Raw genomic sequence first — 22,465 nt, forward strand, 5'->3', positions numbered from 1 at the left:
ATCAGGCTTAGGCTTTGAAAGTACCGATGAAGGCCTCGACCGGCTTACCGTCGAACTTACCGATCAACAGGTCGCGGAACTCATTGGCGATCGCTTCTTCCTTGGCTTCCAACTGGACGATACGCAGGACGAATACCGGATCATTACTTTTCAGCAGGCTGTTGCGCAGGCTGAATGCACGTTCTCCGAGTCCTTCATACGGCACACATTTGAACTCGAACGCCACCGGCATCACGTCTTTACTGCTGGCTTCGATACTCTGCATCAGCGACTTTTTGCCACTGAAATCACCATCTTCATGATCGGAGGCATTAGTTTGCTGGATGGTGACGCGGCGAACTGCCTGCGCGGCCTGGGCGATTTTCATCGTGTTACCGTCGGCATCGAATGCAATCAGGTAATCACTCCAGTCTTCCAGCCATTCGGCGATTTGCTTCTGATTAAGGTGATCCCCGTTGATCGACAGCAGCGCGCGGAATGGGGCTGTTTTCTTCAGCTTGATCGAGGCGACGTTATCAGCGTGCCCGGGATTATCCAGCGTACCGATGTTGAAGATAGAACGCGCCAGCATGTTATCGGCATCAATAAAGCAACGGGCTTTTTCGTCTTCTTTGGCGTAGCCTGAGGAATAACGCACAAAGTCGTCGATGCTTGTGGTTTCCATCGCACCACGGAAACGAAAGCGCTCCGAGGAGAAGCGTTCGAGGCTTTCGATACCCGTGCCAGCTGGGAGAACAGCTGTTGGGCATGCCAGTCGTTGGATATCTTCCATGTAGTAACCGGAAAGCACCAGGTCCTGAACTTGCTTAATTGCGCTGCCATCTAATTGTTGAGACATAAAATTTCCTTAAAGAAAAATGAAGTTAAACTAAAAACGCATCAGTCACGGCCTATGGCGCCGTCCGTAGCTTTGCATCCGGCTCCCCGCCCAGAGTAAACAGGTTGCCCTGGTCTTCCTGCAGGATGGTCAGCTTGCCGCCGCGGTTCACGAACATCGGCGTTTCTGTCGTGTCTTCTTCGGAAACTTTCCCGCGAGGGGTGGGGGTGATGTACTGCAGCTTGTGTTTGATCATGACTCGCTTTTCTTCGATCGAATTGCCCATGCGATCGATGTCGAAAGTCAGTACTACTTTGCCTTTGCTGCCATTGTTCAAAACGCCCAGTGCGGCGGTATTGAGCGCCCCGGCGATCTTGTTGATGAACACGCCAGCATCCAGTTCGCCCAGGAAATCTGAAACATTGGTCATGCGATCATTGCTCATAGCACTACCTCTTTGTTAGGGCGGCTGCCACCGCCTACGGTTTCTCCATACACAACACAGAAGAGCATCTGCGGTTGACGGCCGCCCGGGTGGATTGGGTTATGAGCCCGTCGCCCGGTGATGCTCTTGTGTCTTGTGTAAAAAGGGCGGTACCAGAAACAAAGGGAAACTGGCACCGCCAAAACTTCATACAGCTTTCGTTACAGGTACTACGGGTTACCACGCTGGCTACGTGATGGAGTTGTGACACCAGGTCGCTAGTCTGCTTACTTCCCGCCGCTCTGTTTTGGTATTGGCAACCAGATGCTGGTGCTCAGTCGATTTCCGGGTCTTTGCGTCGACCGGCGCTGCAGTACGCTTGTACACGTCACAACGGAGAGAGCATTGGGTTCCGATTCTTCTACGAGCAGCGCTGACTTACTCGCTTCTTCGTCGGGACGATAACTGTCAGCTTTCGGAGTTACCGCCAATGCTCTCACCTGTTGTGTCCCGGACTCTTCCCGGGCGTCACACCTTTTCGCCGCGCTGGTGGGGCGCACGTCGTGCCTGAAACACTTAGCTTGCACATTCTTCCGGAATTCCTGAGAGCGCATGGATAAAGGTAACTCTCTGGCGGCTAGCGCTGCATGTGCCATACAGCGGTTGCGAATATTGCCGTTCACAACTGGAAGCGCACTCCTTCAGTAACAAACCAGTCCCCACGACCGATGGAAGATGGAATGCGCTTTCATGTTGCGTGCCTGCTTTTACCCACATCAGGCGAGGTGGATCCTGGTTATTCCACAACAACAAGGATTCGGGTAATCTGGATGACTCTGGTCTAATTGGTTGAAATAAAGTGGAACTACTTTCTTTAAGGAATATGCTTTTATCTTTGGCATTGATACTTCCGATGGCGTCAAACGCTTCTGATGCTTCAGACCAACCAAGCAGCAGTCTAAGTGATGGCGTTGAAACCTTTTCAATTGCCTGCTTTGGTATGCCTCAACAGACAACTATCGATATGGATGCATGCTTAGGGGCTCAATTGACTCAGGTTGAATGGGTTAAGGACAAGTACCTGGTAACAGCCCAAAATCGTTTAAAACAAGACAATAAAGATGACCCTCAGCATCTACAGGAACTGACCACTGCTTTTGAGGCTGAAAATAAAGCATGGACTGATTTAATCGAGAGAGCTTCGGCGTCAGTGAAAGTTGATTATGCCGGCGGCACGATCGTTGGTTCGGAAGTTACAACACGCAAAATTGGTCTGTATGAATTACAAGTGCATGATATCTGGGAGCACTGGTTGCGATTTGAGGATTCAACACCTCCACTGTTACCAGAACCCAAGTTTAAATCTGACCAATAGTCATCCAGATTGTTAAAGAGCTAAGCGTCCTACGGGGCGCTTTTTTCATATCTGCGAATCATCCCGGTCTTCGTATGCCCCGGTCGGCTACTTCGTGGGCGTCCTGCCTGTTCGCTGTCGATGGATTAATAATACAGATAAAACTGTTAATTCGTCAACAGTCAAAACTGTGTTTAGTGGTGGTGTTTACTATAAAAACTGTAATTTATTGTTTTTTATGAAACTAAAGACGTAAAAAAACCGGCGCTGGCCGGTTCATGTGAGGAAGGATTTACCTTTTTCGCCTGTAAATTCTATGTTCGACCATTACGCCGATAATTTTCAACGGGCGTTCAGAGCTATTAATGGTGGGGTAGTCGTCATTGAGGGGGACCAGTTCATATTGCTGGCGGCCTGAAATATCAGTAAATGTAGGACGGTATTTTTTAAAAGTAGCTTCATTATCACCATTTTTAGCAACAACAAACTCGCCCGGAACTGGCTCTAACTCTGGATCAACAATGATAATATCGCCTTCTTTAAAGTCAGGCTCCATTGAATCACCTTCTATCCTTAGTGCAAAAGTAAACTCAGAAATATCAATGTCTGTCATGATGTATTCGAAGCTACCATCAAATGCATCAATAGGGTTTTTTTCTGCTAATGCCCCAGCTTGGACGTAACTGATCAAAGGCACTTTCCTTGAATTCACATCGGCAAGAGCCATGAAAGGCCCACCGTTCATCAACCATGTTGGGTCACACTTAAGTGCTTTGCTTATTCCTACAATGTTGCGAGGCTTTTTAGTTTTACCATCCTCAATGCTGGCCCATGATTGTTGCCTTATTCCTGCCTTTTCAGCTGCTTGCTCTTGAGTAAGACCAAGTTCGATTCTTTTTTGCTTTACGCGTTCTGCAAGGCTCATAGCTCCTCCATTCCCATGGCCTCATGGTCACAGTTTAAACTGTGATTGACAAACAGTAGTATCTGTTCAAAAATACAGATAAAACTGTGGAGGTGTTATGGAATCAATTTCTCAAAGATTAAAGAATAAACGTGAAGAGATGAATCTCTCACAGGCGCAATTGGCTGAATTGGTCGGAATGACCCAGCAGTCATTACAAGCGATCGAGGCGGGTTTTACAAAGAGGCCCCGTTACATCATCGAATTGTCTTCAGCCCTGCATTGCGATCCTCATTGGTTGCTCTATGGCGAGGGTGCTAATCAGAACGATAGCGCTTCAGGGGTGTAACAGAAACCACAGAGATAAGGGGTAAGCCGTGGGTGTCAAGTCAGCGCAGGAAACGATGAAGAAGCAACCTTACATCAGTGCAGGTGATTTATCTCCAGAGGAGTTAAGACTCTGGCTGAACCGTGTTGCAGATTCAGCCGGTGTAAAAACCGATGGCATGTTTGAGATCGTAAGCAGTCTGCGCCTGCTGGCGGATGAACTGAAAAAGCCGCTGGAAACCATCCAGGTAAAGATTACTTACCTTTCAAGCCCGGAAATAATTCGTTCGGAAGATCATTCCAACTCAACTCAGGAAGACCTTCGCCTACTTCGTGAGATTCAGCAATCAGTTCACGATTTCCGTCAATCCATTGATTCATTGACTCTTCAGATTTCAGAAACCCGTCGCTGGCCGCTACCTGTTGACTGGCTAAACACGGACCCAGGAGTTTCAGAGCAAGAGAAGCGGGAATATTTTCAAGGGATAAAAACACAACCCCAGAGTGGGCATGAAGCAAATGAATGATCGCTTCCCGGCTGTTCAGGTTGAGTTCTGGATTTTCAATTTTGTACTGGCGGGTGACCGCATAAAGTCTGGTGAGTTGAATCGAACGGGCGGCAATCAGGTTCTGTAGCCAATACCCGACTTCCTCCCGATAGGTATTCGCATAACTCGCCATGAGGGAATTTTTAATTGAAACGTACGCAGATTGCAAAGTCATGTTGAACCTCCTTCGGTTCTTAGTCGTGGAAAACCAAGAATATCCGAAGGAAGGTTCGGCACCAACAGAGGTATTGAACAATGAATGAACCTGAATGGAAAGTGGATAAGCAGCCGGCATGGCTGGTGGCCTCTATAAAAAAAACGATCACTGATTTGGACGGTGGTTACGTGGAAGCAGCGGAGTGGCTGGGCGTTACTGAAAATGCATTGTTTAACCGTTTACGCGCCGATGGTGATCAGATTTTTCCTCTCGGCTGGGCAATGGTTCTGCAGCGTGCTGGTGGATCAAACCACATTGCCAATGCGATAGCACGCCATTCGAACGGGGTATTCGTGCCACTGGCCGATATCGAGGAAGTTGACAATGCCGATATTAACCAGCGCTTGATGGAGTCGATCGAGTGGATAGGAAAACACTCGCAGTATCTACGCAAAGCCACTGCTGACGGTGTTATTGACCAGACCGAACGTGAGCAGATCGAGGAGAACAGTTACCAGGTCATGGCGAAATGGCAGGAGCATTTAACGTTACTTTTCCGTGTCTTTTGTCAGCCAGAAAAGAGTGACGCCCGCGAGTGTGCAGCTCCGGGCGTCGTGGCAGATAAATCAACGTGTATGGAGAAATAATCCGCATGAGCAATTTAATCGTAAATCTCAGGTTACCGCAACTACGTATGCGTCCGGTGACGGGTGCTGCGCTATTTCGGTATGAACGCATGGTATGCGGTAAATGGGTTTCATGTAACCACAGCCGGGCAACGGCGATTGTGGGGGTCTTTAACCGGAGGGTAAAAGCGTTATGCGCGAAGTTAACCGAAAGTTCAGAGACCACTATGGCAAGCCCGTCAGAGTCATACGGTGGGAACGTGAGACGAATCGTGTCATTTACCTCAGGGAAGGCTATCCGCACGAGTGTTTTAGCCCACTCGATCAGTTTCAACGAAAATTCAGGGAAGTAGAGGGTAGCCATGAGCAGTAAATTACACGGTCTGGTATGGGAAGCCTGTGCTTTCAAAGGCCTGATCATATCTGAAATAGCGGTCATGGCCCGCCTGGCTGACTTCAGTAACGATGAAGGAATATCGTGGCCTGCGGTGACAACTATTCAGCGACAGATCGGGGCAAAGAGCGAGAACACTGTTCGAAGCGCCATTAAAAAACTTCAGGCGAAAGGGTGGCTGAAGAAGCAGGAGCGTCGCGTAGGCGGCAAGAATAATTCGAACGTCTACAAACTCAACGTCGATATGCTGGAACGTGCAGCAGCTGAAGCAAAACTCTTCTACGCAACCCCACGTGAACAATCAAAATTTGATGCCTCAGAAATTGAGGGTTCAAAATTTGAGGGGTCAAATTCTGACGCCTCAAATAATGGGTCTGCATCCCTTCAAATATTGCGGGGGGATCCCTCAATGGTTGAAGGCGATCCGTCATTAGATCCGTCATTAGATCCGTCATCTAAAAAACCTTTTTGTCGGGCTCCTGCGGAACCCGACGATAAGCCGGATCCTGAAGTGGTGATCACTGACCATGCGATCGAAGTTCTGACGCATCTGAATCAGGTCAGTGGCTCCCGGTTTCAGAAGTCAAAAACTTCCCTCGAAAACATTCGGGCACGTCTACGTGAGGGGCATACGGTTCCAGATCTGAAACTCGTTATCGACGTTAAGCATGAGCACTGGCATGGCAACGACGAGCAATACCAGTACATGCGCCCCGAGACGCTTTTTGGTCCTAAAAAATTCGAAGGCTATCTGCAGAGCGCTATCCGCTGGGATGCCAAAGGGCGACCACCACGGGAATGCTGGGACAGAAGTAAGCCGCGGGATATCAACCAAATTGGTGCAGTGCAAACGACCATACCGAAGGGGTTTCGTGGATGAACATTACTCAAATGGCCTTTGAATTCATTGCTAAAAACCCAGATCAGAAAATGCGCGATATCATTGCCGCCTTTCCTGACTGCAAACCTGTTTCTGTGAAAAGTGCCGTATATCGCCTGTACACAGAAGGGCGCCTGGAGACCAAAGCAATCTCATGCGGTTTTATTTATCGAGTCATCAATGATGCATCCTGCTGCGATGACCTACAGGACGACTTTAAGTCCAGAGGCAACCTGGAACAGGAAAAAGCCGCTAAAAAACTCGAAGAGCGCAGCCTGTATCGCCGGGCCGCTACTGTATGGCACCAGCTCAGTACCTCAAGCTGCAGCCAGAAAACTCTTGAGTATTACATTCGTCAGAAAAATGCCTGCCTCCGGAAAGCACGCATGGGGAAATCACACACTGAGTGTCTGTTAGCCGGGAATTACTGCGGAGGTGATCTGTGCATCGACTGAACACGACCAGCGAAGGGGAAATGCTGGTGGATGAGGCCGAACTCCCTATCACCAGAAGCCAATACTGTGATGCTCTGGATGCATTACGTGCTGCACCAGCCCACTATCTCAAGGAGGTGGGCGACCAGTGGAGAACGCCCGATCTGTTGTTCTGGGGGGTTAACGCTATGTATGGCCCGCTGGTGCTTGACCTCTTTGCAGATGAAAGCAACGCAAAATGCCCTGCGTGGTACTCAGTAGAAGATAATGCCCTGACGCAGGACTGGGCGGCGCGACTGATAGAACTCGGCGGCGCGGCATTTGGAAATCCGCCGTATAGCCGTTCTCAGTATCACGAAAAGCAGGCGATCACAGGCATGACCCACATCATTAGTTATGCATACGCTCAGCGTGAAAAGGGTGGTCGTTATGTCTTTCTGGTGAAGTCAGCGACGAGTGAGACGTGGTGGCCAGAAGATGCGGATCATGTATGTTTTATCCGCGGTCGCATCGGTTTCGATCTGCCTACCTGGTTTAAGCCGGCGGACGATAAGCAGAAGCCGACCAGCGCCTTCTTTGCCGGGGCGATTGTTGTATTCGATAAGTCATGGCGAGGTGAGCGCTTTAGCTATATCGATCGTGTGGCTCTTGAAGCGAAGGGGCGCGCGAGTATGGCCCTTGCCCAGTACGCCGTGGGTAAACAGGCAACAGCTCCAGTAATGGATCAGCCTCAGACAGAGCAAGCTGAAACTGAAATCCCGCTTCTTCAGGACGAAATCCTCGCAAAAAGCGGCATACGATCCTGGGCCTGCGTGGTTGCGGCTTTTGGAGATAAAGCCGAGTACACCTTTGCCGAGTCGAAGTTTGGTCATACCTGGGCGGCTGATTCAGTGGATAAACCGGAGTTTACGCCGGTTAACTCAGAAACGATCGCCACAGCTCAATCCCTGATCATCAAACAAACTGCGAAACAAGCGCTGGTGGGCTGGCTAAACGGTATTGATCTCGGATCCACAACTGCACGTGAAGAAACCATAGAACGCATGAACTCGGTGTATGCAGAGTTTGTCGACACATGCTCTGTAACTGAGTTCATCGATATTGTCAGCAGTCTGGATAAAGCGAGCTGGTTCAACAGCAGACTGATCCGCACTCATGTTCGGGAAGCTCTCTCAGTTGCTAAACAGGCCTTACCCGAAAGCCGGATATGGCCACTGGAAGTAGGCCTGGTGTTTGAGCGAGTCGAAGGCGTGCACCATCTTAACGAGTCTCAGCAAAACAAACTGAAAGCACACATCAATCAGCTGTGGCTTGAGCGTACGCCCAGTAGCGAAATCATAACTATTGCCAGCGGGCTGGTCAGCAGCATGCAGGGGGTTTGCCATGCGTGAAATTATCGTAGATAACTTTGCCGGAGGCGGCGGCGCTTCTACCGGGATTGAGATGGCTATTGGGCGTAGTGTCGATATTGCCATTAACCATGACGAAAACGCTGTCGCCATGCACCGTACCAATCATCCGGATACCTTGCACTACTGCGAAAGCGTGTTCGATGTTTCTCCTGTCGCAGCAACCAGCGGCAAACCTGTTGGCCTGACCTGGTTCTCCCCAGACTGTCGCCACTTTTCCAAAGCGAAAGGTGCTAAACCAGTTGAAAAAGCGATTCGTGGGCTTGCGTGGATCGTTCTTCGCTGGGCGCTGGATGTTGGTCCGCGGGTAATGATGCTGGAGAACGTCGAAGAGTTTAAAACGTGGGGTCCACTACTGGCGGCGGAAATGCGTCCGGATCCGGACCGCGTTGGTGAAACGTTCGAGGCGTTCGTAGGCATGCTGACATCCGGAGTTCCTGCAGATCACCCTGCGTTGCTGGAATGCTGCGAATTTTTGGAGTTATCGCCGGATAGCGAACAGGCGATGCGTTTGATTACCGGGCTGGGCTATGACGTCGATTATCGCGAATTGCGCGCCTGCGACTATGGCGCACCGACCATCCGTAAGCGGTTCTTTATGGTGATGCGCCGGGACGGGCAACCAATAGTCTGGCCGGAAGCAACCCACGGGGATCCGAAATCACCGGCAGTGCTGACCGGCAAATTGGCTCCATGGCGGACAGCTGCAGAATGCATTGACTGGTCTATCCCCGCGCCGAGCATCTTCGATCGCAAAAAGTCTCTGGCAGAGAATACGCTCAAACGTATTGCCCGCGGCATTCAGCGCTTTGTTATCGAAAGCGCTTCGCCGTTCATCGTGAAGTGCAATCACACAACGACACGCGGGAAATATGACTGTTTCCGGGGGCAGGCACTTGACGATCCGCTGCAGACGATTACGAAAACCCACGGCTACGCAATCGCGGTACCTCATCTTACAAAATTCCGCACCGGCGCCACCGGGCAGCCAGTTACCGATCCTGTACCGACAGTGACCGCCAGCACGTCCAGTCGCCCGGGCGGGAATGGTCATGCGCTGGGGATTGTTGAGGCGGGCCTTGTCCCGTTCCTCGCTGGCAACGGTGGCAGCGAATACCAGGCTAAACCGCGCCCGCTTGATAAACCTGCTCACACCATCCTGAAAGAGTCACGAGCCTGCGTCGTCGCTCCGGTTATCGCCCGGCAATTCGGTGCCAGCGTCGGCCACCGCGCAGACGAGCCAAGCGCAACCATCACAGCGGGCGGCGGTGGTAAATCGCAACTGGTAATGCCGACGTTAATTCAGATGGGCTATGGCGAACGACCAGGGCAGGAGCCGCGCGTATTGCAGCTGGAAAAGCCACTGGGGACAGTAACCGCTGGTGGTAACAAATTTGCCGTGACCAGCGCATTTCTGGCGAAGCACTACGGCGGCAACTATACGGGGCCGGGCGTGGGGCTGGATGAGCCTGCGCATTCAGTAACGACTGTCGATCACCACGCCTTAGTCGCTTCTCATCTGGTTAAACTGCGCGGAACTTGCCGTGACGGCCAGTCTACTGACGAGCCGATGCCGACTATCACTGCCGGCGGCCGGCACGTAGGGGTGGTTAAAACGACTCTGGCGATCGAGGACTATGACGAAGAGCGTGCACAACAGGTGCTGGCGTTCCTGCAGCAATACTGCGGGGAGGATAGCACCGGGCTGGTGGATATCGGCGGAGTGACTTACCGCATCGTTGATATCGGGATGCGAATGCTGCAACCGCATGAGCTTTACCGGGCGCAGGGCTTTCCGGAGTGGTACATCATCGATCGGGATTACCGCGGGGTAAAGTATGCGAAGGATAAGCAGGTTGCACGCTGCGGCAATGCCGTTCCGCCCCCGTTCGCTGAGGCGCTGGTTAGGGCCAATCTGCCGGAAATGTGTGTTAACAAACAGGAGCGAGCCGCGTGACGAAATTAACTCTCAGGCAGCAGGAGGTTCTGAACCTCCTGATCGACTACCAGCGTAAGCATGGTTTCCCGCCTACTACATACGAACTGACCGGCATGCTGGGGTGCCGGTCCCCCAATGCGGCGGCAACCCACCTGAAGGCACTGGAGAGAAAAGGGGCCATCGCAATCACCCGCGGGGTATCCCGCGGTATCAGCATCACTCCTTCGTTTTCCCGAAAGGAGCTGGTCGTTAACCTCAACAGCATCGTGAAAGTGAAACTTAATGAAGTTTCCCTCAATCATTTGGAAAAACAACACGAAGAGAACCGTATACGTTATCCGGGGATGTTCGGAGAGTTTGTACCGTTGGCGACAGACGAAAATGGCTACTCGTCAATTACCCTATGGCGCCTTATGTCTGACCTGGGACAGCTTTGCTATTGCGGAGGGGAGGTTCCCTTTGAGCTCAAGTTGATTTTGGAGGATGAATGAAATTTATTCTTCCTTTCCCGCCCAGCGTGAACTCCTACTGGCGGTCCCCAAATAAGGGGACTGCAAAAGGGAAATTGCTGGTCAGCGAAGCTGGCCGCAAATTCAAACATGCTGTAAGAGCAGCGATTATCGAACAGCTGAAAGCAGTCCCAAAACCCTCCGCTTCGCCAGCGGAGGTAGTCATTGTCCTGTATCCGCCTGATTTCCGCCGCCGCGATCTGGACAACTACAATAAGGCGCTTTTCGACGCACTTACATACGCCGGTATCTGGGAGGATGACAGCCAGGTTAAGAGAATGACGATCGAGTGGGGTGAGAATGCAAAGGGAGGGAGAGTTGAGGTCACCATAACGGCATTCAATAAAGTGCTGGATGTTTGTTCAGTGGTAGGTTGAAGACTATGCAATCAGGCATTAATCTCAAGGTGTGTAAACGAACCGGGCGTGCAGGCCCGATCGTCACGTTAAAGTGTATGGAGATAAGTATGGCTAACCACGTTATGGGCTATGGTGCGCCCAAAAACCACTCTCATTTGGCGATTGAAGGTATTTTCGTTCGCCGGGATGCGGCAGGTCGATTTTGTTTAAATGACTTTCAGCGCGCAGCTGGTGGAGAAGAACGTCATAATCCTAACCGCTGGCTTCGGTCCGAGATGGCAGCTCAGTTGATTGCTGAGCTAACGCCAGATATGGCGTTTGCTCCTGTCGATGTTGTGAGAGGAGGGATCAACCCTGGGACATACGCCTGCAAGGAATTGGTGTATGCCTATGCTATGTGGATTAGCGCCGCCTTCAATCTGAAAGTCATCAGAACGTTTGATGCGGTGCAAAATACTATGACAACGCTGACCTCCGATCGTATTCAGGCTGGTGTCATTTTGCTGGAGTCAGCATCCCGAACATTAAACCTCTCCAATTCTTCCAAACTTGGTGCTTACCAGAAATTGCAACAGGCGGCCGGGCTTCCAGATTTAATGCCTGCTTATGCGATTGATGCTCCAGCCGGCGCCATGGATGGATCCAGTCGGCCCACACTCTCGCTTAGTGCTCTGCTTAAAACCCATGGGATACGGCTAACTGCAAACCAGGCATATCACTTAATGGCTCGTGCCGGGATCGTGGATCAGAAGGAACGGCAAAGCCGGAGCGGATTAAACGGAGTAAAAAAATTCTGGTCTGTAACAGCCAAAGGCTGCCTTTACGGGAAAAATATCACCAGCCCTGCGAATCCCCGGGAGACTCAGCCACATTTTTTTGAATCAAAATTTCCCGAGCTTCTGAGACTGCTCGGCATTGTCACGCAGTAGGGGATGATCTTGCGCGGATTACTAACACCAGAGATTGTGCCCCGCCTCGGCGTAGTACTCTTTAAACCGGGAAAGGAGCTGATGAGCCTTTTTGCTCAGGGGCGCGTTCTAATAACTCCACAGCCCGAGTACATGGCCGGTTTTCCTACGGGGAAAGTGCCAGACGCTCGCCAGCCGTTATCCGTAGATCGCAGCCTTGTTCCTTTCTTTACCGATCCACGTGTCATCACAGCTGCGGGAGGTATTGAGGGGCTGGAGCGATGGCTTAGCCTGGCTGTCAGACAATGCCAGAATCATGATGAGGGATATCACCACATCGAAACAGTCATCTTAAGGCAAGATCCAGGCTCCGTTTTATTATGCTGGCATTGCGACAATAAGCTTCGAGATGAGCCGGATCCGGCGATCAAGGAAATAGCAAGCCGTAATGTTATCGACTGGGTCATCGATATGGTCCTGCTTTCGCTTGGATGCACCCGGGAAAGGACATTATCCCTTGCAGAGTTGTGCTGGTGGGCTGTTCAGTCTGGGATTTCTGATGTGATAACGGAGGCTATGGCTGAAAAGGCCTTGCGGATAGCTCCAGAGCCGCACCGTTCGGTATACAGGGACAGCGACATCATCCCGGCAATACCCGCGGGCGACATACTTAAAAGACGTCTGGATAAGAGGGAAAGCCATGCCATAACAGGGGATCTGGAGACGGGTGATCAGGATGCTGGGAGACCTATTCTCCGGTTGGGCGTGGATCCGGACTGCCCTGAAGCATTTATGTTGCGACCGAAGCGCCGGCGCTGGACTTGCCCTCAATACACCAAGTGGGTAAAAACACAGGAATGTGCCTGCTGTAGGCAACCAGCTGACGATCCACACCATATAATAGGGCATGGTATGGGAGGAACAGCAACCAAAGCCCATGACCTGTTCGTGATACCGCTGTGCAGAGCGCATCACGATGAACTACATGCCAACCTCATCGCATTTGAAGAGAAGTATGGTTCGCAGCTGGAGCTGCTAATCCGTTTTCTTGATCGTGCGCTTGGCATTGGCGTCATTTTTAAAGAATAAGTGTATGGAGTGCTGAGCATGAATATCGAATCAATTCCAAAATTCTTTGCCCCGAAAGGAATGCATATTTCAGATAGCGGGAGAGCAACTGCCAGCGAACAACTCACCGTAACTGACGTTATGGCTGCGCTGGGGATGACGCAGGCCGAAGCGGGGATCGGATTATCCATGTTCCTGGGTAAGGCTGGCATCAGCGAGAATGACCGCATGGCCTCAATTCACTGGTTGGCCGAATATGCAAAGAAGAATGCTCCCCGCTCAGTCAGGAAAGCCGCCGGCAAGAAATTTCCTCTTTGCATGCTGATCATCGCCAGGTTCGCATATCACGACTACGCCTCATCAGCTGCGGATACTACGGACTGTACGAAATGCGCAGGTAAGGGGTTCGTGAAGAAAGTTAAAATGGTCGAGAAAAGCCACTACACAATGAGATTACCGCAATGGGCAAAAGACCTCAGGCAGTCACCTTCGGATTTTGAGGTTAAGCGGCAGGTGCAGGATGTCGATCACGTGCTTTGTGTGAAATGCCATGGCACCGGGAAAATCAGTAAGCGCTGCCAGTGTAGCGGGACGGGGAAGACACTTGACCGCAAAGAATCCGAACTTCAGGGAGTGCCTGTCTACAAGACATGTAAGCGTTGTGAAGGCCGCGGGTTTAGCAGGCCAAAATCCTCCAACGCATACCGCGGCATCCTTTCAGAGTTACCTGGCTTGCCGGAGCGTACCTGGCGTTATAGCTGGAAACCTTTCTATGAAAGCCTGGTGACCAAATGTTTTGTGGAGGAGAGTTTTACTGATGCTCAACTCCGGCGAGTTACAAAAACGACTGATTTGATAAATTTCGCATGAAATAGCGACACGATGCTTGCAAAGTTGCCGTTTTTGTGTAAATTTAATCTTAACGATGGGCATTGTATGTTCAACGTTATCAAACCCGCCTCCGAGCGGGTTTTTTTATGGCTGCGAATCACATTTCTCGCAGTGGCGGTAATTTGTCGCTTGCTGAATTATTCGACCAGAGTTATCTGTGTGTCACGCCAAATGAAAGGGTAAAAGACATGCTAAATCAGCAAGATATGACAGAAACAGCCAAAGCGGTTTTGAACGCCTTAAGCGACAAGCCTGCAACGGCTGGAGAGATTGCACAGAATACGCACCTGACGCGCGAACGTTGCCAGTTAATACTGACGCAGCTTGTGATGGCGGGGCTATCTGATTACCAGTTTGGGTGTTACAAGCGCCTCCAGTAATGGAGGTTTCCTGCTGTGAAAATGGGCGGCTGGTGGGTGTTGTAGCACCCGGCCAGCCATTCGCTCATGTAGAAGGTCACAAGCGAACCATGGCCCACTGCTTTAGCGCAAAAGCATAGTGAGCCTACCAGAGTTACGCTTACTGATCTATGAAAAACACTGTAAAAATATCCAGTATTGAGTTGGTGAATGCTGACTGCCTGCAATATCTTCCATCGCTACCTGATAACTCTATCGACCTAATCGTTACGGACCCACCTTACTTTAAGGTAAAGCCGAACGGCTGGGATAATCAGTGGAAAGGGGACGAGGATTATTTACGTTGGCTGGATAGATGTTTGTCCGAGTTCTGGCGGGTATTAAAACCCTCCGGCAGTATGTACCTGTTCTGCGGGCACCGTTTAGCATCCGATATTGAAATACTGGTTAGAGAGCGTTTTAACCTGCTCAACCATATCATCTGGGCTAAGCCATCAGGGCGATGGAACGGCTGCAATAAGGAGAGCCTACGCGCTTATTTCCCGGCCACTGAGCGTATCATTTTTGCCGACCATTACCAGGGGCCATACAGGCCGAAAGACGATGGATATGCCGCAAAGTGTAATGAGTTAAAACAGCATGTCATGGCGCCTCTGATTTCTTACTTCCGGGATGCCAGGGAATCTCTCGGCGTGACGTCAATGCAGATTGCAGAAGCCACAGGTAAGAAGAATATGGTTTCCCACTGGTTTGGTCTGAGTCAGTGGCAACTGCCAAACGAAGCTGATTATCTGAAGCTGCAGGCGCTGTTCCAGAAAATTGCTATGGAAAAATACTCCCGCAGCGAACTGGGCAAGCCTCACCACCAGCTCGTGGCGACATGGCAATCACTTAACCGGAAGTACTCTGAACTTCAGCAGGAGTATTACCGGCTACGGCGACCATTTAGCGTATCGGTCACGGTGCCATATACCGACGTCTGGACGCATAAGCCAGTTCAGTTCTACCCAGGAAAGCACCCATGCGAAAAACCTGCCGATATGCTCCAGCAGATCATTACTGCAAGCAGTCGGCCAGGGGAGGTCGTAGCTGATTTCTTTGCTGGTTCTGGCTCAACGCTTAAGCAGGCCGCTATTCTCGGTCGGAAAGGCATCGGTGTTGAGCTAGAGAGGGAGAGATTTGAACAAACTGTTTTGGAAATGAATAAATTAATTAACAGTTAGTTTAATAGTCATTAAGGACCAGAATTTACTGGTCCTTAATGATTTTAAATTTTAACTGAATCTACGTAAAGCTCACCATACATTCGGGTGGAAATGAACTTTGTATTAAATTTAGTTTGTACTTTTAGTTGCATGTCTCTGAATGAACCATCATCAGAGGTGATGAAAACATAGACCCTTACATGTTGATTGAAGTAAGGACCATAATCTTCGCCTGATCCATCTGATATTTTTATTAAACTATTAGATAAGTGATTATATGAAAATAAATCATTAAAATCCTTATCAGCTTGATCATTAACCCGGAAAACAAAACTGCGTAGATTACTCATTTTAATTCCTTGTGTGTGTAAATTGCAAATATACATCTACATCAGCTCATAAGCTTTGTTAACAACTATTTTTAGTTACTACTAATTGTGGTAGTAATTAATATAATTATTATGCGTGGAGTGATTTTTATAGAAGCACCTGTGCCGGTGCATATTATCCTCAGAGCCTTAACAGGGGTGAGCCACAGAATGGTCGCGTGACTACTCTGAGGGCGATTACCTCTGGGCACTGGCTCACCCCTGTAAAGGAAAGTCACATGAAAAAAATCATCATGGCCGTCATTGCGGCCGTTTCGCTGTGCCTGAGTAACGCCGCTTCGGCTTCTGAAGTCGTCATCACCACGGGTCAACAGGGTTTGACCTACAACGCGGTGTACGGCGTGAACCTCGCCAGCGCAATGAGTGAGTACGGCTACAGTTCGACGGTGATCCCCAGCAAAGGCTCGTTGGACAATCTCGACAAAGTGGCCAGCGGTATCGCGCAGATCGGTTTCACCCAGGCTGATGCATTTCAGTTCTGGCGCAGTCGGCACAGCAACGAAGCGCAGAAGGTGGACATCATCGGCGAACTGGCTGATGAATGCGTTTTTGTCGCGGTGAAGAAGGGCGGCAAGATCAGCGACGAAGGGGATTTAAAGGCGGGTGTGAAAATCGCAGTCGGTGAGCCAACCAGCGGATCGTATGCATCCTGGCAATATCTGCAGGGACTGGAAAAGGATTATGCCAAAGTCGAGACCTACGCCAAAGGCGGTGTGCGCTCGCAGGCGAAAGTCACCACTGGCGAGTATGACGCCTTCCTTTGGGTCTCCGCGCCGGACAGGTCGAATAAATTTCTGGAGGCGGTTAACCAGGAAGGCAGCGGCCTGACGATGATCGATATGAACGGCTGGCATGTTGACGACAAGCTGCCGAACGGGAAACCCGTGTACGAGCTGAAAAAAGCGGTGACTGAGTCAGGCTGGCTGAGCGATTCGAAGGTCAAAGTTCCCTGCACTAAAACGCTGGTGGTCGCCAATACCGATGCGGGTGATGAGGTGCTGGAAACAGCCTCGACCGTCCTTCTGAAAAACCTGAGCCGGGTGCTCGGCACCAACGGTAAATAACCATGCTGCGCAGGCTGTGTTTCTGGGTGTTGTTCACTATCGCGTTACTTGTTGCCTGGCGACTGGCGGGGCTGCTGCTAGATCTGGTGCTATTAGTCGTCATTGTTGTGGCGCTGATACTCAGATGAGATTCGTAGGGTGCGCGGTAGATCCCTCAACCCAATGACTGTTTGTTCTAGGGCTGTTTTGGCTCTCATATTCCACTCGAAAGGTTTTGCTGCATACCCTATAATCCGCCTCAGTAATCGTAGGGGAACGCAATGAAAAGCATTCGACTGTTTATAGGTGTTGTGATTATAGGTGCTCTGTCGGGGTGCGCAGCAGTCCAGTATAATGATGGTGAAAAGGTCAGTATTCAGTCCGATGCTTGGTACGGACTGGATAGTTTGCATAACACAGCTGTTAAGGCGTGCCAGCAATATGGCAAATCGAAAGCAGTTTATCTCCATAGCGCTAATATGAACCCGAACTTACCGAAAGGTAGTGGGGTGCAAAATACTATCTGGAAATGTGAGCCATAAGCATGTCTAATTTTAATATCGCATCTAAATCGAAAGATGAGCAAGACAAGGTTAACGTCGACCTATATCGAGATGGCAAAGCATAACACCAAAAAAAGGTAGTAGACCAGCCCTGCTTATTGGTTTTTCAAATCCCAATGTTCCGTCGCTGAATATTTCTAAATCAATTCAGGGCTTGCCATCGTGCAGGCTTTTTTTATTCCCCTCGCTTATGAGAGGACTCACAGCAATAGAGGGGGCTAAATGTCCGATCCTTTAACTGGTACCGGCCTGATTTTTGGCGGCGGTTTAATTGGTTCCGTCGTATATGGCGTTATCACCCATACCGATTTTGGTGTGGTATTTGGTGCTTTTGGCGGCGCGGTTTTTTATGTGGCAACGACCGCAAACCTGACACGTGGAAGGCAAATAGCTTACTTCATGACGTCGTTTATTGTCGGTGTTCTGGCTGCAGGATTATTAGGCTCAAAATTTACTACCTGGACAGGCTATACAGATCGTCCGCTTGATGCGCTCGGTGCGGTGGTGGCATCTGCTGTCACCATTAAGGTCCTGACTTTCATTAACAGCCAGGACTTGAGCAGCCTGTTCGGATTACTTTCCCGATTAAGGGGAGGAGGTTCGAGTGGTAATAAATGACCCGGCAGCGCTGGTCAATGCGGTGATATGTGCCGTTATTGTCTGCGCTTTGATGTTTTATCAACGTCGCGGTGCCAGGCATCGCCCTGGTATCTCCATTCTTGCTTACTTGCTGGTATTAATTTACGCGAGCATTCCTTTCCAATTTATCTTCGGTCTTTACGTACAGTCCCACTGGCTGGTGGTAATGGCAAACGTAATGATATGCGCCGCCGTGCTGTGGGCTCGGGGTAACGTGGCGCGTCTGGTCGATACACTGAGGCACTAATGCAGGAAATTAATAAGCAACGAAGGGTATTTTTGGACATGCTCGCTTGGTCGGAAGGTACAGATAAGCCTGGTCAACCCACTAAAAACAAAGGGTACGACGTCATCGTCGGTGGCTCACTCTTTACCGATTACAGCGATCATCCTCGCAAGTTGGTGATCCTGCCTAAGTTGGGTATCAAATCAACCGCAGCCGGGCGCTACCAGCTCCTGTCGAAGTGGTGGGATGCTTATCGCAAGCAGCTTGGGCTGAAAGACTTCTCGCCGGCGTCGCAGGACCAGGTTGCCCTGCAGCAGATTAAAGAACGTGGCGCTTTGCCGCTCATTGATAACGGTAATATCCGGCAGGCGATCGACCGCTGCAGCAACATCTGGGCCTCATTACCAGGCGCCGGCTATGGTCAGTTTGAGCATAAGGCCGACAACCTCATCGCAAAATTTAAAGCCGCTGGCGGTTTTGTTAAGGAGTAAAGATGAAGCTTATCGAAAACTGGCAATCAGCCTGGAAGATGTGGTCTGTTCGCATTCTGGCTGCTCTTGCCATCGTCGCAACGTCGTGGGTCGCGGTACCGGATAACGTGAAAGCATTAATCCCGGATCAGTATCTGGGTTACGTCGTTGGTTTTGTCTCTGTCTGCGCTGCGATTGCTCGCATCATTAAGCAATTTAGTCTGGACGACAGCAGCACCGATACAGGTCATAAGCCATGACTACGATGGAAATCATTGTAGGGGCAATTGCTACGGTGCTGGCCCTGATATTCGGCGCATTTCATCTCGGTAAAAGCCAGGGGAAAAGTGTAGGCGATGCTGGTGCCGAGCAGCAGCGCACCGAAGAAAACGCCGCCGCTACCGTCGCCACGGCAGAACGTAAGGTGGAAGTCACGAAAGAGGCCAGCGATGTACAGCAGACTGTTAGCCATATGCCTGATGACGACGTTGATCGGGAGCTGCGCGAAAAGTTTACCCGCCCCGGTAGTCGTTGATACGGCCTGCAGCTGGGTGAGGATCATCTACCTGACTGACCACGATATCGACGTGCTGGATAAGCAGACCAAGCGCGACATTCTGGCGCACAACAAATCAGTGCAGGCTAACTGCCCGCAACCAACCGAAAAGGATACGAAATGAGCGAAGCTAAACCGTAGGACGGCGGCACTGTAAAGAGCTATTGCACTTTAATCCTCGGAGATACTGAGTAGAATGAATTCTCGCTAGCGGTGAGTTACTCATGTATTCTCATTAAATAATATACAATGCCTTGGTTAAGGAGTAAGCATGGATAAGGAAACTATGGACATTATACAGTCTGTACCCAAAGAGGTATGGCTCCAGCTGTATAATGATACGACTCACCCAATGCTAAGGCAGTTTGGAAGGCTAGGTGAGGATTTAGCAAAAACTCTACGCCTTATAACTTTACCGATTCAATGTACGGCCTATGTACAAGATAGAGTTGATCGTGGGTTTACAAAAGCTTTAAGTGATATACCAGAAGAAAGACGAGTAATGCCACCAGAGGGAATGGCTTTGGATATAGCTGAAAAATTGAAATATCATTCAAGCGAAACCATATTAGGAAAGCTATATATTGATTTGCTCTCGGCATCAATGGATAAGGATCGTAGCCAGTTGGCCCATCCGGCATTTCTACCGATCATTGGACAATTATCATCTGATGAAGCATTTTTCCTTCATCGATTATCTGAGTCTAATCCTTCTTCATTCATACGCCCCAAAAATGGTTGGGAAATTCTCACTGAAGAAAAGAGAAACAAACAGTTTGGCAACGCCTCGTTTCCTATTGATGGTCAGGAAGTGAAATTCTCAGATATGTTGATAAATCCTGAGGAGTTCTTTTATCCAGAGAACTTTTATATTTATATAGACCACCTTAATAAACTGGGGCTCTTAGAATATGCAAATGATGATATTAATAAACACTCTAATAAATGGCGCGAGCTGCGTGCTGGTGAGCTTGATTTCTTTTTTATAAGACTTAGCAAGTTTGGACACCTTTTTTACTCATGCTGTACAAATGGTCTTAGCCAAGCTAAATTTTAGCATAATGTTTATTAAAAAGAAGTCCCCTGGGAGTGACTTCTTTTTAATTTTAACCATGTAGAAAATTCTTATTAAAACCCGCTGGATGAGTTCAGGCAATGGTTCCTTTCGATCATGATGCAAGTTCAGTAAAGATTTGCAGCAGGTATCATTGAGTGTTTGCGATAGTATTACAGGACCGATATAGCATGAACAAAGAGCCCCGCATCTACGGCAGTAAGTGGGACCGAGAGCGTCTTATCTTCCTACGTGCGCACCCCTTGTGCGTCATGTGCCAGGAGCAAGGCAGGGTGACAGCGGCAACGGTGGTAGACCACATCATCCCGCACAAACTGAAAGAGGCTCTGCGCTCTGGTGACAGCCAGGCAATCGCGAAGGCGAAAAAGCTTTTCTGGAGCCGGAAGAACTGGCAAGGGCTGTGTAAGCAGCACCACGACTCAACGAAGCAGCGAATGGAGAAGCGCGGTACCCTGATTGGCTGCGATGAAAACGGGATGCCACTGGACCCGGCTTCTCATTGGTTTAAGTGATAACCATTATCAATATACCTCAAAAGTGATTGTCATTTGAAATCATTAGCATTCAAATGATGTCGATTCTCATCTGAGGGGGGAGGGGCGGGTCAAAAGTTCAGAACCTCGAACCCAAATGACCGCCGCCAGTCCTTTTTGTGCACAACCGCGAAATGAAAAGTTTTTTTCCGGGAGGTTCCGATGGCAGGACGACGCCCGAAACCGACCCACCTCAAAGTGGTTACCGGCAACCCGGGCAAACGAAAACTCAACGATAAAGAACCCACGCCAGCTAAAGAAATTCCAGGCCCCCCAGCTCATCTTACCGACTGGGGTAAGGTGGCATGGGGTCGGCTGACTGTGCTTCTCGATGGTATGGGTGTTCTCACCGTTGCAGATACTTTGGCTCTTGAAAGGCTTTGCGATATTTATGCCGATATCCTGCAACTGCGCGACACCATCGCTGTAGAGGGCAGAACTTATACCGTCCAGACCGAGGGTGGTTTTCTGATAAAGGCCAACCCGGCAGTTTCAATGCTGGCTGATGCTGACCGTCGTTTTAAAAGTTACCTGGTTGAATTCGGTCTGACACCAGCGGCAAGGACGAAGGTGAAATTGAATGGCGAAACCCCCGAAGAAGACACGCTCGACAAGTTCTTCGGTTGATCCGGCAACGCAGTATGCAAAGGATGTAACCTCTGGAAAAGAACTGGCCGGTCCTGACATTCGAAATGCCTGCCAGAGACACCTCAGGGATCTTGAATCTTGCCATGCACGAGGGCTCCATTGGGATGTTGAGGCAGCACAGCGCTCCATTGATTATTTTGCGAAAGTCCTCAAGCTTAACGGGGGCGATTTTGAAGGTGCGCCTTTTGTTCTGCTTCCATGGCAGTGTTTCATCGTCGGTTCGATTTTTGGCTGGAAAAATGCCAGAGGTTTTCGCCGGTTCCGAATGGTTTACGTGGAATCAGGAAAAGGATCTGGCAAATCCCCCCTTTCTGCCGGGATAGGTCTTTACTGTCTTACTGCAGATATGCGAATGCGCTTTTATCAGTTGTGCCGACGACCGATGCAACCGGACAACCGACTAAAATAGAGCTGGCCGTACGTGGTAAAAATTACGTAGTGACCAGCAATCTGCTCCCCCTGTTTGATGGAGGACGGCATCAGTTCGCCGTTGAATGCGAGTTCAGCGCGGATGGCACACAGCATACTGTTCGCGCCTATATCGATAAGGTGGTGGTGTTTACCTCAACATCTGCGCTGGCGGCGACACCGCCCGGAGAGCCCACGACGCGACGGGTTGGAACGAGCAATCCGTTTCCGTTGTCCTGGACAGGTATGCTGTATCGCGCACGGGTTGATGATGTCGGTACATCCGGCCTGACGGCCACCGATATACTGACTGCCGATTACAACCTGTGCGCCTCCCGATTCAGTTAATTACGGCGGGCTGTTCAATTTCCCCGGTATTCACCGGGGATCATCGCCCTGGCTG

Annotated in this window: 31 protein-coding genes and 1 pseudogene; 28 read left to right on the top strand and 4 right to left on the bottom strand. The window is 50.1% G+C overall.

Features of this window, described 5'->3' with window-relative positions:
• Nucleotides 1-7: 7 nt before the first annotated feature.
• Nucleotides 8-838 (bottom strand): YfdQ family protein, encoded by an 831-nt coding sequence (locus NKJ21_RS00485; RefSeq protein WP_023322335.1) that lies wholly within the window; start codon nt 836-838, stop codon nt 8-10.
• 52 nt (nt 839-890) lie between these two features.
• Entirely contained in the window at nt 891-1,262 is a 372-nt protein-coding gene (locus NKJ21_RS00490; RefSeq protein ID WP_023322336.1) for a hypothetical protein, read from the bottom strand.
• An 838-nt stretch (nt 1,263-2,100) separates the two neighbouring features.
• On the opposite strand from NKJ21_RS00490, the gene NKJ21_RS00495 reads away from it, so the two are divergent.
• Nucleotides 2,101-2,616: a hypothetical protein gene (locus NKJ21_RS00495; RefSeq protein ID WP_025714629.1), complete on the top strand. Its 516-nt coding sequence runs from the start codon at nt 2,101-2,103 to the stop codon at nt 2,614-2,616.
• A 271-nt stretch (nt 2,617-2,887) separates the two neighbouring features.
• Here NKJ21_RS00495 and NKJ21_RS00500 read toward each other — a convergent pair whose 3' ends face one another.
• Nucleotides 2,888-3,520, bottom strand: coding sequence for a LexA family transcriptional regulator (locus NKJ21_RS00500; protein ID WP_025714630.1), 633 nt, complete (start codon nt 3,518-3,520; stop codon nt 2,888-2,890).
• A gap of 97 nt (nt 3,521-3,617) precedes the next feature.
• On the opposite strand from NKJ21_RS00500, the gene NKJ21_RS00505 reads away from it, so the two are divergent.
• From NKJ21_RS00505 to NKJ21_RS00575, 15 genes are all read left to right on the top strand, one after another.
• Nucleotides 3,618-3,848, top strand: a complete 231-nt coding sequence (locus tag NKJ21_RS00505) for a helix-turn-helix domain-containing protein (protein ID WP_025714631.1) — start codon at nt 3,618-3,620, stop codon at nt 3,846-3,848.
• 55 nt (nt 3,849-3,903) lie between these two features.
• Nucleotides 3,904-4,353 carry a hypothetical protein gene (locus NKJ21_RS00510; RefSeq protein WP_124036882.1) on the top strand — a complete coding sequence of 150 codons (450 nt, stop codon included), beginning with the start codon at nt 3,904-3,906 and terminating at the stop codon, nt 4,351-4,353.
• A gap of 276 nt (nt 4,354-4,629) precedes the next feature.
• Nucleotides 4,630-5,178 carry a YmfL family putative regulatory protein gene (locus tag NKJ21_RS00515; RefSeq protein WP_065903249.1) on the top strand — a complete coding sequence of 183 codons (549 nt, stop codon included), beginning with the start codon at nt 4,630-4,632 and terminating at the stop codon, nt 5,176-5,178.
• Between the two features lie 172 nt (nt 5,179-5,350).
• Nucleotides 5,351-5,530 (top strand): DUF4222 domain-containing protein, encoded by a 180-nt coding sequence (locus NKJ21_RS00520; RefSeq protein WP_023322342.1) that lies wholly within the window; start codon nt 5,351-5,353, stop codon nt 5,528-5,530.
• A complete protein-coding gene (locus NKJ21_RS00525) occupies nt 5,520-6,431 on the top strand; it encodes a conserved phage C-terminal domain-containing protein (RefSeq protein WP_065903246.1) in 912 nt (303 codons plus the stop codon). Before NKJ21_RS00520 ends, NKJ21_RS00525 begins: the two co-directional genes overlap by 11 nt.
• Nucleotides 6,428-6,886 carry a PerC family transcriptional regulator gene (locus NKJ21_RS00530; RefSeq protein ID WP_101981879.1) on the top strand — a complete coding sequence of 153 codons (459 nt, stop codon included), beginning with the start codon at nt 6,428-6,430 and terminating at the stop codon, nt 6,884-6,886. Before NKJ21_RS00525 ends, NKJ21_RS00530 begins: the two co-directional genes overlap by 4 nt.
• The gene (locus tag NKJ21_RS00535; RefSeq protein WP_254732611.1) at nt 6,874-8,256 is read left to right on the top strand and encodes a phage N-6-adenine-methyltransferase; all 1,383 of its coding nucleotides are present in this window, start codon (nt 6,874-6,876) and stop codon (nt 8,254-8,256) included. Before NKJ21_RS00530 ends, NKJ21_RS00535 begins: the two co-directional genes overlap by 13 nt.
• Nucleotides 8,249-10,231, top strand: coding sequence for a DNA cytosine methyltransferase (locus NKJ21_RS00540; protein ID WP_254732613.1), 1,983 nt, complete (start codon nt 8,249-8,251; stop codon nt 10,229-10,231). The genes NKJ21_RS00535 and NKJ21_RS00540 overlap by 8 nt, the downstream gene beginning before the upstream one ends.
• Nucleotides 10,228-10,704 (top strand): SOS-response repressor and protease LexA, encoded by a 477-nt coding sequence (locus tag NKJ21_RS00545; protein WP_065903240.1) that lies wholly within the window; start codon nt 10,228-10,230, stop codon nt 10,702-10,704. Before NKJ21_RS00540 ends, NKJ21_RS00545 begins: the two co-directional genes overlap by 4 nt.
• Nucleotides 10,701-11,099, top strand: coding sequence for a RusA family crossover junction endodeoxyribonuclease (locus NKJ21_RS00550; protein WP_065903237.1), 399 nt, complete (start codon nt 10,701-10,703; stop codon nt 11,097-11,099). The genes NKJ21_RS00545 and NKJ21_RS00550 overlap by 4 nt, the downstream gene beginning before the upstream one ends.
• A gap of 89 nt (nt 11,100-11,188) precedes the next feature.
• Nucleotides 11,189-12,010: a KilA-N domain-containing protein gene (locus NKJ21_RS00555; RefSeq protein ID WP_048323730.1), complete on the top strand. Its 822-nt coding sequence runs from the start codon at nt 11,189-11,191 to the stop codon at nt 12,008-12,010.
• A 9-nt stretch (nt 12,011-12,019) separates the two neighbouring features.
• A complete protein-coding gene (locus tag NKJ21_RS00560) occupies nt 12,020-13,078 on the top strand; it encodes a DUF968 domain-containing protein (RefSeq protein ID WP_227532832.1) in 1,059 nt (352 codons plus the stop codon).
• Nucleotides 13,079-13,096: 18 nt separating this feature from the next.
• The gene (locus tag NKJ21_RS00565; protein ID WP_060598778.1) at nt 13,097-13,927 is read left to right on the top strand and encodes an antitermination protein; all 831 of its coding nucleotides are present in this window, start codon (nt 13,097-13,099) and stop codon (nt 13,925-13,927) included.
• Between the two features lie 107 nt (nt 13,928-14,034).
• Nucleotides 14,035-14,328, top strand: a complete 294-nt coding sequence (locus NKJ21_RS00570; RefSeq protein WP_225374879.1) for a hypothetical protein — start codon at nt 14,035-14,037, stop codon at nt 14,326-14,328.
• A gap of 149 nt (nt 14,329-14,477) precedes the next feature.
• Entirely contained in the window at nt 14,478-15,530 is a 1,053-nt protein-coding gene (locus NKJ21_RS00575) for a site-specific DNA-methyltransferase (RefSeq protein ID WP_060598776.1), read from the top strand.
• 44 nt (nt 15,531-15,574) lie between these two features.
• Here NKJ21_RS00575 and NKJ21_RS00580 read toward each other — a convergent pair whose 3' ends face one another.
• The gene (locus NKJ21_RS00580) at nt 15,575-15,862 is read right to left on the bottom strand and encodes a hypothetical protein (protein WP_064279091.1); all 288 of its coding nucleotides are present in this window, start codon (nt 15,860-15,862) and stop codon (nt 15,575-15,577) included.
• Nucleotides 15,863-16,119: 257 nt separating this feature from the next.
• Here NKJ21_RS00580 and NKJ21_RS00585 point away from each other — a divergent pair, with 257 nt between their 5' ends.
• The 12 genes and pseudogenes from NKJ21_RS00585 to NKJ21_RS00640 all read left to right on the top strand — a co-directional run bounded on the left by NKJ21_RS00585 (nt 16,120) and on the right by NKJ21_RS00640 (nt 22,410).
• Entirely contained in the window at nt 16,120-16,965 is an 846-nt protein-coding gene (locus NKJ21_RS00585) for a TAXI family TRAP transporter solute-binding subunit (RefSeq protein ID WP_254732615.1), read from the top strand.
• Nucleotides 16,966-17,729: 764 nt separating this feature from the next.
• Nucleotides 17,730-18,125 carry a phage holin family protein gene (locus NKJ21_RS00590; protein WP_032421481.1) on the top strand — a complete coding sequence of 132 codons (396 nt, stop codon included), beginning with the start codon at nt 17,730-17,732 and terminating at the stop codon, nt 18,123-18,125.
• Entirely contained in the window at nt 18,112-18,393 is a 282-nt protein-coding gene (locus tag NKJ21_RS00595) for a phage holin family protein (RefSeq protein ID WP_008806056.1), read from the top strand. The genes NKJ21_RS00590 and NKJ21_RS00595 overlap by 14 nt, the downstream gene beginning before the upstream one ends.
• Entirely contained in the window at nt 18,393-18,863 is a 471-nt protein-coding gene (locus NKJ21_RS00600; protein ID WP_065903231.1) for a glycoside hydrolase family protein, read from the top strand. Before NKJ21_RS00595 ends, NKJ21_RS00600 begins: the two co-directional genes overlap by 1 nt.
• 2 nt (nt 18,864-18,865) lie before the next feature.
• Nucleotides 18,866-19,102 (top strand): hypothetical protein, encoded by a 237-nt coding sequence (locus tag NKJ21_RS00605; protein WP_065903229.1) that lies wholly within the window; start codon nt 18,866-18,868, stop codon nt 19,100-19,102.
• Nucleotides 19,099-19,377, top strand: a complete 279-nt coding sequence (locus NKJ21_RS00610; protein ID WP_065903227.1) for a hypothetical protein — start codon at nt 19,099-19,101, stop codon at nt 19,375-19,377. Before NKJ21_RS00605 ends, NKJ21_RS00610 begins: the two co-directional genes overlap by 4 nt.
• Nucleotides 19,322-19,522, top strand: coding sequence for a hypothetical protein (locus NKJ21_RS00615; protein WP_074439602.1), 201 nt, complete (start codon nt 19,322-19,324; stop codon nt 19,520-19,522). Before NKJ21_RS00610 ends, NKJ21_RS00615 begins: the two co-directional genes overlap by 56 nt.
• Before the next feature lie 147 nt (nt 19,523-19,669).
• Entirely contained in the window at nt 19,670-20,455 is a 786-nt protein-coding gene (locus NKJ21_RS00620; protein WP_065905106.1) for a DUF4393 domain-containing protein, read from the top strand.
• Nucleotides 20,456-20,643: 188 nt separating this feature from the next.
• Nucleotides 20,644-20,985 carry an HNH endonuclease gene (locus NKJ21_RS00625; RefSeq protein WP_065905101.1) on the top strand — a complete coding sequence of 114 codons (342 nt, stop codon included), beginning with the start codon at nt 20,644-20,646 and terminating at the stop codon, nt 20,983-20,985.
• Between the two features lie 183 nt (nt 20,986-21,168).
• Nucleotides 21,169-21,633: a phage terminase small subunit P27 family gene (locus NKJ21_RS00630; RefSeq protein WP_074387994.1), complete on the top strand. Its 465-nt coding sequence runs from the start codon at nt 21,169-21,171 to the stop codon at nt 21,631-21,633.
• Nucleotides 21,587-22,012, top strand: a pseudogene (locus tag NKJ21_RS00635) (terminase large subunit domain-containing protein); the annotation flags it as partial. The gene NKJ21_RS00630 and the pseudogene NKJ21_RS00635, both read left to right, overlap by 47 nt.
• A gap of 80 nt (nt 22,013-22,092) precedes the next feature.
• Nucleotides 22,093-22,410, top strand: a complete 318-nt coding sequence (locus tag NKJ21_RS00640; protein WP_254732617.1) for a hypothetical protein — start codon at nt 22,093-22,095, stop codon at nt 22,408-22,410.
• Nucleotides 22,411-22,465 lie beyond the last annotated feature (55 nt).

The organism is Klebsiella sp. SWET4, assembly GCF_024296565.1.
Classification (GTDB): Bacteria; Pseudomonadota; Gammaproteobacteria; order Enterobacterales; family Enterobacteriaceae; genus Klebsiella; species Klebsiella variicola.